Genomic DNA, 11346 nt, shown 5'->3' with positions numbered 1-11346 from the left:
TGATAGCTGCAAGCTTGAGGGGAGGCGCCGCGCCGCAAGCCATCAATACGTCACGAATGTGTTTGCAAACTATTTAAAAGATACGAAGGAACTTTTATCCATTATCGCCCTATTATGCTTGAACAAATGTGAGAGCCATGGGATGGCTGAACCAGTCGAGATGGGACAGCCGTACAACGCAGTGAGCCGCGCTTTCCACTGGCTCGTTGTCGCTCTGGTGCTATTCCAAATAGGCATCGCTCTTGTCCTCCCCGCCATTCTGCCAGAAGCGGCCGAAGACAGCATCACCGCCTGGCATCTCGCAACTGGCTCGACCATTCTCGTCGTCATGCTGTTGCGTCTCGCTTGGCGATTGACACACCCTATGCCGCCGGCACCGGCCGATCTTCGACCTGTCCTACGCGTGCTTGCGCGCGGAACGCATTGGGCCTTTTATCTCGTGCTCATCCTATTACCTTTGCTCGGCTGGTTGGCTGCGAATGCCTATGGTGCAACGCCTCGGCTCCTTGGGCTTATCCCGCTGCCCCGTCTACTCGCTCTCAATCAGGCGTTGGCTGAAACGATCGGTGGCGTGCACAAGGCCGTAGCGATGGTTTTATTGGTACTCATTGCACTGCATGTTTCAGGGGCATTTTATCATGCGATGATCAAGCGTGATGGAGTGATCCAGCGTATGTTGCCAAGGTGACTTTTGCGGACTTTCAAGGTGTAGGGTAAGCGAGGCGACGAAGCCCATCGAACCTGCGGCTGACGGTCAGGGGCTTTTGTCCGTCGCCCAGCAACGCGGCATGGGCTCGTCGATGCAGTCGCTGGGCCTGCTGCTGACGAGGCGGGTCAGCACATCGGTGAAGTGGCGCTGCGGATCGACGTCGTCGAGTTTGCAGGTCTCGCCTAGGAAGGCCGCTGCCGCCCATCTCGCCCCGCCATCATCCCCGAAGGCGAACAGCGTGTTCTTCCAGCTGAGGCAGATCGGCCGGATGGCCCGCTCGACAGTATTATTGTCCAGCTCGTCCCGACCACCCTCGAGGAACCGGACGAGGCCATCGCAATGGTTCAGCACGTAGCGGATGGACCCCGCCGCGGGGCTGCCGCCCGGCAGGCGTGCCATTTGCGCCGAGAGCCAGGCAAACAGGTCCTCGACGAGGGGGCGGCTCCGCTGCTGCCAGCCAGCACGGCGGAGGTCGGACGGCTTGCCGCGCAGCTTCACCTCGACCGCGTAGAGGGCGGCGATGCGCTGCAGCGTCTTCTGGGCGATCGGCGTGGCCTTGCCCTTCGCCGTCGCACATAGCTCCAGCAGAATGCCAGCGTGATGCCGCCGCCCGCCGCGGCCAGCGTCTTGTAGGCGCCAAAGCCATCGCGTTGCAGGATGCCGCTGTAGTCGCCCAGCAGCGCCTTTGCATGCTCGGCGCGGCCTGGCGCGTAGTGGAACACCACCACCAGCTGGTCTGCCCCGCCCTTTCCGCGGGGTCCGCGACCACCTCGGCGTGGAGACCCAGCGGCAGTGGTCGGAAGGCGGTCGCCCGCACCATGCCCTGCCTGCTCGGGCTGTTCTCCGTTGTTGCCCTGCTCGGGGCTCGCCTTGACCGTCAAGCCAGGATCAAGATTTCGGTCAGTGCCTGGTACCAAAAACAGCGGCCGACCTTCGCCAACACCCTCACCGCGGTGCGACGCGAGATCTGGAGCGAGCAGGGTTTCGTCATGTCCCGGCCGACAGCCGATACCGCAAGACTAGCGCCAGCCCTCCGCGAAGGCATCGCCAATGCCCTCTGCCACGCCGCCCGAATGGCAAACGTCGAGCTAAGGGCAGCCTTCCATTCGTTGGAAAACTTCGCACTATCAAACCTCCGCAACTGAAGCTCGAGTTACCTAGCCCCGGGACTTGCCAGGCGCAGAACCTGGATCACCCATTCGCCCGCCATTAAGTGGAGGCACTGCGATACCCGATCGGAAAGGGACCTGCCATCATGCAACGATTGTTGTCTGCCAGGGTGGCCGGTGCGGCAATGCCGGCCCGCTTCCGTAAGCTCGCGCCAGGCTTGGCTGCGGCGTTCGCCATTGCTTTGGCCTCAACTGGGCTGCGCAACGCAACCAGCATCGCGGCACTCAATCTTGTGGTGCTAGCACTAGCGATTGGCATGGCCGCCCGCTCGGTACTTGGCGCCTCGCCACCCCTGACACCCGGCATTGCCTTTGCAGTGCGACCACTCCTACGTGCCGCAATCGTGCTGCTGGGCCTTAGCGTGACATTGGGGCAGCTCTTCGGCCTTGGGGCTGGTGCCCTCGGGCTGGCCGTTCTGGTAGTAGCGACGACACTGCCCTTCACGGTCTGGCTCGGCAACCGCCTCGGCGTCGACCCGCCGCTGGCGCAGCTGATCGGCGCCGGCACGGCAATTTGTGGGGCATCCGCCATCGTCGCGGCCAACCAAGTCGCACGGGGACGGGACGAGGATGTCACCTATGCCCTTGCCGTCATCACACTCTGCGGCACGGCAGCGATGCTCATTTACCCAGCGCTCGCGGCACCGTTGGGGCTAGATGCGCATAGCTACGGGCTCTGGGCCGGTGCCTCGGTGCATGAGGTGGTGCAGGCCGTCGGCGCGGCGGCAGCGGGCGGGCCGGAGGCAGCGCAGTCGGGCACGGTGATGAAGCTCGCACGCGTGTTCCTGCTGGCGCCAGCAGTAGCCGCGCTTGGGCTATGGGTCGGCCAGAGCAGCGGGGCCAAAGCCCCGGTGCCCTGGTTCGCGTTTGGCTTCCTCGGTTTAGTAGTGTTGGGCAGCACCGGACTGGTGCCGGGCCTTGTTGTGGATGCCTCCCGCACAATCGTGCCGCTGATGTTGGCGACCTCAGTCGCGGCGCTCGGGCTCTCTACAGACCTTAGGGCACTACGTGCGAGGGGCGGAGCCCCCTTAATCCTGGGTGTTGCTAGCACCATCTTCATCGCAGTGCTCGGGCTCGTCGGAGTGATGATGTTGAAAACCCTTTGACGTCGGGCCGCTGACAAAGATGAAAAGGCGACTTGGAGGAATTCGTTGCAAATATTGCCGGTGCCCCCAAGTTGCCCGGGTGGGGGTCAGATCAGGCGGTGATCCTGAAACAGCCTAGCAATAAGGGTGGTTCAAGCCGTGAGAGCGCGGTCGCCGATATTCTGAACCTACCCTTCATCACAATTGCTAACGAATCGTAGCCACCAGTTTTTTTGTGCGGAATGTTAATTGCCAAAGCTCAACTCTGATCGGACCAAGCATTTTATGCGTTGGTGGTCTTGTTCCATACTGTTAGCAAGAAACTTGCATTCCAGTGCCTTTCCTTGGGATGTGACGAGTGAAAGTGATCGGGAGCACGGCGATGCCTAGCAAGACGACCCCACCCAAGCCGAAGCAGGAAGCATCCAAGGATGCTGTGCCTAAACCTGCCAAGATCGCGCAACCGGCCAAGGGAAAGAAGCCAAACGCGCTGCAGCAGCCGCTTAAGCCATCAGAGGATTTGGCCGCGGTCGTCGGCGAAGCCGAGCTGGCCCGTGGCGAGGCGGTGAGCAAGGTCTGGGCCTATATCAAAGCCAACAAGCTGCAGAACCCGAAGGACGGTCGCGAGATCCTCGCCGACGACAAGCTGCGCAAGGTGTTCGGTAAGGACAAGGTGACCATGTTCGAGATGAATAAGCACCTCGCCCAGCATCTGAAGTAAATTTCGTATAAAGCATCAGTGTGTTGTACCGGTCGGCGGATTGGGCTCATCGAGCCCAATCCAGATTCCAGTCATGTGACGCGAACATACTCTGGGCGGGCGATCTCAAGCATACTCTTCAACACGTTGGCGGCGACGGCTACCTCAGCTCTCTCCAAAGCTCGGTAGTTGTACTCCATTGCTTTTTGTCAACCCATGCGGCAGTGCTCGACGATGGGTTGCAGATGTCGGTCGCGCTGGGTCGGCGCAGTCTCAACCGTGTCGCTCGATACCGCGCTCGAGCACGGCGGAATGATGACGTCGTCACCTAAGTGCCGCATAGCGACCTCGGCATAAACGTCGTCCCAGTTGTGCGCACCGTCGTCGGCGGAGAACGCCACCGGCCCCTCCCCTTGCTGAGCAAGGGACTAACCTAGGGGCCATTGTGGGCATCCTTATCGATCAGTGCCAATGCAACAATGGACCCGGTGTTGGCGTCGGTAGCAAGATGAAGCTCGAGCTAGCCGCGCCGCGTTCTCGTGCCGTGCTTCTCCCTTAGCTACTTGCTGGGGCGGCGGAACCTTAAACGGCACAACGAGGTAAACTGTATCGTTGTGCCGGCGCCATCTGACCAGTTGCAGTCGAGGACAGGCTGCAGTGTGTGCAAGAAAGCGCAGTGCTGCTGCAACGCGGAGGCTTAGAAAACGTATTAGGCTCCATGTCTCCCGCACGCTCCTCCTGGACTTCCGAAGATTCTTTGTTGGGCTTGGGCCACGCGCTGCGTAAGGTAGGCTACCGTTTCGTCACGGTCACGCCCGACACTCATGCCCGTGTCAATAAGCGTCCCGAGAATGCCATCGCACAAAGCTTGGCTGATGTTTTCGGCTGGAGCCGTCCTTTTGAACCTGGCCTCCTTACGCCCCCGATGCTCGATATCATGGGGCAGGCTGGAGTTTTGATGCGGGAAGGCGAGTATTGTCGGAGTTCAATCCGTGTCTCGACGCTGGACGATGAACTCTTTTTCCACTCTGCTTTTCCAACGACAGCCGCGGACTCCGTATTTTTTGGCCCTGACACCTACCGGTTTGCCGATGCCATTCTTCGCGCATTGCAAGCACGGGACCGACCCATCCACCGTGCGGTAGACATCGGCTGCGGCGCCGGTCCAGGAGGCATCGTGGCGGCGAAGGCCTTGGCCCATGCAAAGATGTTCATGGTGGACATCAACGATGCCGCACTGCGTTTGGCCCGGATCAATGGCCGGCTTGCCAACGTCACAAACGTCGAGGCGCGCCATAGTAACTTGCTCACAGGCCTAGAAGGCAGCTTCGACCTTATATTGGCCAATCCGCCGTATCTGGTTGATGAGGCGCAACGCGCCTATCGACACGGTGGCGGACTGCTGGGGGCGGGTCTGTCACTTGCCATCTTGGACACCGCGCTGGAGCGCCTATCTCCGGGTGGCACCTTATTGCTCTACACCGGTGCCGCCGTTGTGAGCGGCGAAGACCCCTTCCGCGCTGCCGCGTCGGACCGACTTTCAGCAAGTGGCGCGCGTTGGACGTACCGCGAAGTGGACCCGGATGTTTTCGGCGAGGAACTCAACGCCGAGGCTTATCGCCATGCCGACCGAATTGCAGCAGTGGTGCTCACAGTCAATCAGGACGGATAGGAATAACGTGCCAGACGGCGTTTTCGATAACGATAGCCGGGTTGAGGCTGAGACTGCCTTGCAGCGCAGTCTCGCCGCCTTCAATCGTGAGCGGTTTGAGCCGGCATTGCCGACGATGGCCTGGAGATCAAGCATCGATCGATTGGCAGAAGGGATGCGCGAAGAAGGTGAGTTTTTGGAGAAGCGTCGCATCGCTGTATCGGTCCGTGCCGCCGGGGTACCGCGAGACCCTGATGCCTTTGTGCATTGGTTCGAGGCGTTAGAACAGGATGGTCCCGGACAACACGATCCCCTGTTTCCTTGGCTCGCCGAGGCAGCGACCATGGAGGAGATGTGTTGGTTCCTTACCCAAGAGGTCGCCGGCGAGGCCGGGTTCGAAGATCTCTCGGCTCTAACCCAGGTCAAACTACCGGCGCGGCCAAAGCTGGAGATCGCGCGAAACTACTGGGACGAAATGGGTCGTGGTAACCCCAAAGCTATGCACGGCCCGCTTCTGGAAGCATTGGCAGACCGCCTTGGGTTAGAGCCAACGGTGGAGGCCACGGTATGGGAAGCATTGGCTCTGGCTAATGTCATGGCGGGCCTCGCGGCCAACCGGCGTTACGCCTACCATTCCATCGGAGCATTGGGTGTAATCGAGCAGACGGCGCCGTCCCGTGCAGTATTTGTTGGCAAGGGACTGAAACGGTTGGGTGTACCGACGGGTGATCGGCATTACTTTGATCTGCATGCGATCCTGGACGTGAAGCACGCGGCCGCTTGGAACAGTGAGGCCATATACCCGCTGGTGGAGTCTGATCCCACCCTCGCACCAGCAATCGCAGAGGGAGCGTTGATGCGCCTGGAATGTGGCGCTGCGTGCTTCCGACGCTACCGACAGGAATTCGGCCTCTGACAGTCACGGGCTTGGCTTGCAAAGCTACCAGGCCCTGTTGTAGCTAAGTGGCTTGCCTTCGTGGCAGTGATGGCGAGCAATCCCGGCGTCACGTCCTGACGGACAAGCAATGGATGGTGCTGGGGCCGCTGAGCGCTGAGGTCCGGCCGAATAGTAAGATGTCGCACACGAACATCCAGCAAACGATCGAGGCGGCCTTCTGACGTCATCAGAACGGTGCCAAGTGGCATAGTCTGCCGAACGACCTCCGGCCCTGGTGGAAGGCCACCCAGGGGATCACTTGCTTGGGCGAGCGCAATTGCGTGGAATCGCTCGGGATGACGTTCATAGACGGCACCCGCATCCGCGCCCATTCCAAAGCGGCGAGCGCGGAAAAAAGTGGGGGCTAACAGCGTTGCGCACGATCGTCGTGAAGCGCTTACCCGATGACGGAAGGCCAGGGTTTTCAGTTATCGAGTTGCTTTGGTCACTTTACGCGCCTTGAACTCCGCCACGAGCCGATCCGTCTCGGCCTGGGTTGGTGGCTTCGCCGACCGGGTCGGCCGTGACGCATCTGCCCGGCCCGCGTTGCGCTGATTGCTGGATCCAGGCGCCACCCTGGCGCCTTCGATCAGTGCTCTTGGGATCTCCGCCAGGAAGCGCGACGGCTTGCCGGCCCAGTCGCGGCGTTGCCGCACCCAACTCAGCTGCAGCGTCCGCCGGGCACGGGTGACCCCGACGTAGAACAGCCGCCGCTCCTCGGCGATCGCGCCCTGCTGCTCCGCCTGCCAGTGCGGCCAGACGCCTTCCTCGAGCCCGGCCAGCAGCACATGGTCGAACTCCAGCCCCTTCGCCCGGTGCAGCGTCATCACCTGCACCGCATCGGTGGCCTCGGCCTCGCCCGGCATGGCGCCCAGGGCGGCACCGTCGCAATAGGCCGCAACGCTGCCGGACTTGTCCGCGGCCCGCAGCGCCGCCGCCCAGGCCTGCCCGAGCTTGCCGTCGGGACCCAGCCGCTCGGCGACCTCGCTTGCTTCGGCCGCCAGCCGCAGGGCATCGGCAGGGCCCAGCTTGCGCCGGACGACGCCGTCCGCGATCTCGCCGGCCACGCCCAGCACCGCCTCAAGCCCCTGCCGCTCCTGTGGGGTCACCGGCAGGGTCGCCACCGCCTGGGCGAGCGCCAAGCCTTGGGTTGCCGCGTGCTCGCGCAGCCGGCCGAACAGCACCCCGCCGATGCCGCGGGCCGGGAAGGCGCAGGCGCGGCGGAAGGCATCATCCGCGGCCGGGTCCCAGGTCGCACGGCCTTCCTTGCGGCCAACCTCCCGGCTCATCGCCAGCCGCAGCCAGGCGATCGTCGCCAGGATCTCCTTCGGTGGCTCCGGCTCGCGGTCCGTCATCAGCCGCACCGGAATGCCGGCCTGCCGCAGGGCGGCCAGGATCGGCTCCGCCACGAAGCCGGCCCGGACCAGCACCGCGCAGTCCCGCCAGGGCAGCTCCGGCTGTCGGCGCCGCAAGGCCTGGACCCAGGCCAGGGCGCCACGACCCTCATCCTCCGATGTCGGGACCTCCCGGATGACGATGGCCGCACCGGGCAGGGCCTTCGGATCGGCCGGACGCAGGATCTTCGGCAGTGCCTCCGGGTCCTCCGCGGCGACGGCATTGGCGGCGCGCAGGATAGTCGGGGTCGAGCGGTAGTTGGTCTCGAGCTTGAGCGGCGCCGGCGCGGCCTTGTAGTCTTTCTGGAAACGCCGGATGTGGCCGACATCGGCGCCGCGCCAGCCATAGATCGCCTGCAGGTCGTCGCCGACCGCGAAGACCCGGCCCGGCTTGCCGGCCAGCAGCCGCACCAGGGCATGCTGGGCGTGGTTGGTGTCCTGGTACTCATCGACCAGGATCTCGGCCCAGCGGGACGCCCAGTGGTCGGCCAGCGCCAAGTGCGCCTGCATGGCCAGCACCGGCCGGGCGATGAGGTCGTCGAAGTCCAGCGCCTGCCGCTGCGCCAGGGCGGTCTGGTAGGCTGGCAGCACCGCCGCCGCCCGGGCCAGGACCTCCGGCTCAAACCGCGCCAGGGCGGTGGAGCGCGGCAGCCGGCGGGGGTCGGCCACCAACCCGTTCTTGAGCAAGGAGACCACCTCCTGCAGCAGGCTGGCTTCCTTCGCATCGCGGAGGCCGCCGGCCTGCATCAGCAGCGACCGGGCGTCGCCCGGGCCGAGAATGGCGAAGCCGCGCGGCAGGCCTGGCACGCCGCCGCCATCCTCGATCAGCAGCCGGGCCATGACGGCATGGAAGGTGCCAACCCAGCGCGGCGTCCGCGCGGGCCCGAGCAGGGCCAGGAGCCGGCCGCGCATCTCCCCGGCGGCCTTGGCGGTGAAGGTGATGCAGAGCAGCCGGTCGGGGGCCTCGCCGTCGAGGATGAGGCCGGCCACCCGCCGGATCAGCGTCTCGGTCTTGCCCGAGCCGGCGCCGGCCAGCACCAGCACCGGGGCGGCCGCGGTCGCGGCGGCCCGCTGCGCCGGGTTCAGACGCTCGAGATGATCGGTCATCGTGCCCGCGATCGGCCCGGTCAGAACAGCGTGGACTGCGGCCGCACCGGCGCGTCGGCCAGCTTGCGGCGGGGCAGGGCAGTGGGCATGGGTGCCGACCGCCCGGCAGCCTCGTCGGGGCCGGCATAGCCGTCATCAGCGATCAACCGCAGCTGGACCGCCACGCCAGCGGCAATCTCGGCCGGAAGCTCCAGCGGCACTGGCCAGAAGCATTCGACCTGGTCGTCGCCGCGCAGCGCCAGGAACACCACCCGCTCGACCCGGCCGCTGGCATCGGTCTCGACCGCCAGGCGGAAGGCCAGGCCCTCGGCCTCGGTCTCGCCCAGCGCCAGGGAGAGCTGCTGGAGCTCCATTTCCTGGCGCCTGAGCGTCCGCTCGGTCGGCTCCTCGGCTGCGCCGCGGTAGAAGCGCACCGGGACGCCATTGCCATTCCCGCCGATGACGAAGACGAAGTGGGCGCTGTCGTCCAGCACCTCCAGCCAGGGATAGTCGCCAGACGCCGCGGCGCGCTGCAGCCGGTTGCGGCCGAAGGCGAAGGCGCGGCAGCCGACCGACCAGGGGTCGTCGCCCATCTCGTAGCGGGCCATGGCGAGGGCATCGCGGCGGGCATTGGCCAGCATGCGGGCGCAGAGCCGCAGCCGCTCCTCCGTCAACGCGGGATGGAAGTCCCAAGGCAGGCGCGAAGGGGGTAGCGGCGGCGGGGGCGGTTCGACTTGCTCCATGGCACTACCATACCATGGGAGGGGCCAGGACCACTGCTCCGCGTTGCAGCGCGGCGCCGATACCGGGCGAATCCGGTTCCATCAGGAGCCCGTGGTGCCGAAGCAGTGCCAAAAACGATGCACCCTGAAGGCCTTCTCCCGCCCAAAGCGGCCGACCAATAGCGGATAGGTTTCTCGATCCCGGCCTCACCGAGCGTCTTGCTGCCCCAGTTAATCCACATCGCGTCGCTGGCTTGGTCATCCAGAAATTCGCGCCGCTCGCCCTCGACATAGCATTCGAAACACTGCGTCAGGCTGGCGGGCAGCGGAACGCGATGCGGCCTGCCGGTCTTGAGGTCGGGGGCGTCGAGTGTCGTCCACCACTCTACGCCGTCGAACCGGATTTGCTGGCCAAGCCGCATCGCTGGAACGATGCCTGGGCGCGACACGGCCACGACCAACAGGCAATAAGCAACCTGCTTCGGGGCATGACCTGCTGGCGGCTTGGCCCCGGCATGGTCAAGGCCCGCTCCATCGACTCGAAGCCGCAGGCGTAGAGTGTAGCGCTGTGATGCACCTCGAAGCTGCTCTTCTCCATCTTCAACTTCTGCCGCAGCGAGACGCTACCCGGTCGGCTCAGCCAGGCAGCCTGGGCGCGCGGCCATGATGCGGATCGCCGTCTGCAGCCTCTGGGAGTGGCCGACGATGGTATAATTACCATTGCCAAGCGCAAATATTTCGTCAACGCCGGCTATGACGCAGACTGATGGGAAAACGCTCTAGCAGGCCATTCTATACCCAATAGGTATTGCTATTCTTTCCTCGCGCGACCGGTCTGTGCCAGCTTTGCGCGAATGGTCGCCAACGCTGAGTAGCCATGGCAACAAGAGACGATCCAGGGAAGGAAAAGACCTCATGACCGATACCATCGGCTTCCTCGGCCTCGGCTCCATGGGCGGGCCGATTGCCGCGCGCCTGGCCTCCTGGGCCCGTACATCCGGCCGCCGCATCCTGGTGCATGACGTGCGACCGGAGGCGGTGGCGCGCGTGGTCGAGGCAGGCGCGGAAGCGGTCGCCGGTGGCGCGCGGGAATTGGGCGCGCGCTGCCCCTTGGTCCTGGCCTGCCTGCCCGCCCCGTCCATCTCAGAAGCTGTCGCACTGGGCGAGGAGGGCGTCGCCTCCGCCCCAGGCCATGCCCTGCGCACCTATGTCGAGATGTCGACCATCGGCGGCCCGGCCATGCGTCGGATCGCCGATGGGCTGGCCGCTCGCGGCGTCGCGCTCGTGGACAGTCCGATCAGCGGTGGCGCCATCGGGGCACAGACCGGCGTGTTGGCCGTGATGGCCTCCGGCGCGCCAGAGGCTGTCGCCGTCGCTCGCCCTGCCCTGGAGGTGGTGGGCAGTCGCGTCTTCGTCGTCGGCGATACCCCCGGCCTTGGCCAGGCGATGAAACTCGCCAACAACCTGCTCTCGCTGGCCGGCATGGTCCTGACAGCGGAGGCGCTGTCGCTTGGCGCCAAGGCGGGACTTGATCCCGCCCTGATGTGCGAGGTGATCAATGCCGGTACCGGCCGCAACAGCTCGACCGATTCCAAATATCCGCGAGCGGTGCTGACGGGGCGCTTCGATGTCGGCTCTACCAACCGCATTGCCCACAAGGACATGGCCTTGGCCATGGCGGAGTTTGCTGCGCTCGGCGTGCCGGCGCCGCTGACCGGCTTGGCACGGGAGGTCTGGGCGATGACCGAGGCCGCGCAGGGCCCACAGTCGGACATGACCACGGTCGCGCGCCTCTACGAGGGATGGACCGGTGTTCCACTTCGGGCCCGCAACCCAGGTTGATGGCGCCACCAACGCACGCAGCAGGCGCCCGACGAAATAAGACGACCTCGA

11 protein-coding genes and 1 pseudogene are annotated in these 11346 nt (G+C 64.6%); 8 read left to right on the top strand and 4 right to left on the bottom strand.

The genetic code is table 11. The features are described 5' to 3' along the window. Nucleotides 1-142: 142 nt before the first annotated feature. The gene (locus tag AC0IW9_RS05395) at nucleotides 143-688 is read left to right on the top strand and encodes a cytochrome b (protein ID WP_471647187.1); all 546 of its coding nucleotides are present in this window, start codon (nucleotides 143-145) and stop codon (nucleotides 686-688) included. A gap of 66 nt (nucleotides 689-754) precedes the next feature. On the opposite strand, the pseudogene AC0IW9_RS05390 reads toward AC0IW9_RS05395, so the two are convergent. Continuing rightward, nucleotides 755-1431 (bottom strand): annotated as a pseudogene (locus tag AC0IW9_RS05390) (IS66 family transposase). Between AC0IW9_RS05390 and AC0IW9_RS05385 the strand changes: the two are divergent. From AC0IW9_RS05385 to AC0IW9_RS05375, 3 genes are all read left to right on the top strand, one after another. Then, a complete protein-coding gene (locus tag AC0IW9_RS05385; protein WP_471647204.1) occupies nucleotides 1399-1854 on the top strand; it encodes a hypothetical protein in 456 nt (151 codons plus the stop codon). The pseudogene AC0IW9_RS05390 and the gene AC0IW9_RS05385 overlap by 33 nt on opposite strands. A gap of 110 nt (nucleotides 1855-1964) precedes the next feature. Next, nucleotides 1965-2984, top strand: coding sequence for a YeiH family protein (locus tag AC0IW9_RS05380; protein ID WP_471647186.1), 1020 nt, complete (start codon nucleotides 1965-1967; stop codon nucleotides 2982-2984). Between the two features lie 361 nt (nucleotides 2985-3345). After that, nucleotides 3346-3684, top strand: coding sequence for an SWIB/MDM2 domain-containing protein (locus AC0IW9_RS05375; RefSeq protein ID WP_471647185.1), 339 nt, complete (start codon nucleotides 3346-3348; stop codon nucleotides 3682-3684). A gap of 188 nt (nucleotides 3685-3872) precedes the next feature. Here the strand turns inward: AC0IW9_RS05375 and AC0IW9_RS05370 are convergent, their stop codons facing one another. Continuing rightward, nucleotides 3873-4064: a hypothetical protein gene (locus tag AC0IW9_RS05370; RefSeq protein ID WP_471647184.1), complete on the bottom strand. Its 192-nt coding sequence runs from the start codon at nucleotides 4062-4064 to the stop codon at nucleotides 3873-3875. Nucleotides 4065-4339: 275 nt separating this feature from the next. Here AC0IW9_RS05370 and AC0IW9_RS05365 point away from each other — a divergent pair, with 275 nt between their 5' ends. Together AC0IW9_RS05365 and AC0IW9_RS05360 are read left to right on the top strand one after the other, a co-directional pair. Next, complete coding sequence (locus AC0IW9_RS05365) at nucleotides 4340-5335, top strand: methyltransferase (protein ID WP_471647183.1); 996 nt, start codon at nucleotides 4340-4342, stop codon at nucleotides 5333-5335. After that, nucleotides 5286-6230, top strand: a complete 945-nt coding sequence (locus AC0IW9_RS05360) for an iron-containing redox enzyme family protein (protein WP_471647182.1) — start codon at nucleotides 5286-5288, stop codon at nucleotides 6228-6230. The genes AC0IW9_RS05365 and AC0IW9_RS05360 overlap by 50 nt, the downstream gene beginning before the upstream one ends. A gap of 449 nt (nucleotides 6231-6679) precedes the next feature. Here the strand turns inward: AC0IW9_RS05360 and AC0IW9_RS05355 are convergent, their stop codons facing one another. Then, nucleotides 6680-8752 carry an ATP-dependent helicase gene (locus AC0IW9_RS05355; protein WP_471647181.1) on the bottom strand — a complete coding sequence of 691 codons (2073 nt, stop codon included), beginning with the start codon at nucleotides 8750-8752 and terminating at the stop codon, nucleotides 6680-6682. A 20-nt stretch (nucleotides 8753-8772) separates the two neighbouring features. Next, on the bottom strand, nucleotides 8773-9474 hold the full coding sequence (locus AC0IW9_RS05350) for a hypothetical protein (protein WP_471647180.1): 702 nt from the start codon (nucleotides 9472-9474) through the stop codon (nucleotides 8773-8775). Between the two features lie 233 nt (nucleotides 9475-9707). Between AC0IW9_RS05350 and AC0IW9_RS05345 the strand changes: the two genes are divergently transcribed. Next, nucleotides 9708-10010: a hypothetical protein gene (locus tag AC0IW9_RS05345; protein ID WP_471647179.1), complete on the top strand. Its 303-nt coding sequence runs from the start codon at nucleotides 9708-9710 to the stop codon at nucleotides 10008-10010. Between the two features lie 358 nt (nucleotides 10011-10368). Further along, nucleotides 10369-11295, top strand: a complete 927-nt coding sequence (locus AC0IW9_RS05340; RefSeq protein WP_471647178.1) for an NAD(P)-dependent oxidoreductase — start codon at nucleotides 10369-10371, stop codon at nucleotides 11293-11295. Nucleotides 11296-11346 lie beyond the last annotated feature (51 nt).

The sequence above is a fragment of the Belnapia sp. AC561 genome (assembly GCF_979252845.1).
This window is presented reverse-complemented; position numbering and strand designations above follow the sequence as displayed.

Coding starts and splice junctions, on each gene's coding strand:
- AC0IW9_RS05395 (WP_471647187.1), top strand. CDS start 143: ATGGCTGAACCAGTCGAGATGGGACAGCCGTACAACGCAGTGAGCCGC.
- AC0IW9_RS05385 (WP_471647204.1), top strand. CDS start 1,399: ATGCTCGGCGCGGCCTGGCGCGTAGTGGAACACCACCACCAGCTGGTC.
- AC0IW9_RS05380 (WP_471647186.1), top strand. CDS start 1,965: ATGCAACGATTGTTGTCTGCCAGGGTGGCCGGTGCGGCAATGCCGGCC.
- AC0IW9_RS05375 (WP_471647185.1), top strand. CDS start 3,346: ATGCCTAGCAAGACGACCCCACCCAAGCCGAAGCAGGAAGCATCCAAG.
- AC0IW9_RS05360 (WP_471647182.1), top strand. CDS start 5,286: ATGCCGACCGAATTGCAGCAGTGGTGCTCACAGTCAATCAGGACGGAT.
- AC0IW9_RS05355 (WP_471647181.1), bottom strand. CDS start 8,752: ATGACCGATCATCTCGAGCGTCTGAACCCGGCGCAGCGGGCCGCCGCG.
- AC0IW9_RS05350 (WP_471647180.1), bottom strand. CDS start 9,474: ATGGAGCAAGTCGAACCGCCCCCGCCGCCGCTACCCCCTTCGCGCCTG.
- AC0IW9_RS05340 (WP_471647178.1), top strand. CDS start 10,369: ATGACCGATACCATCGGCTTCCTCGGCCTCGGCTCCATGGGCGGGCCG.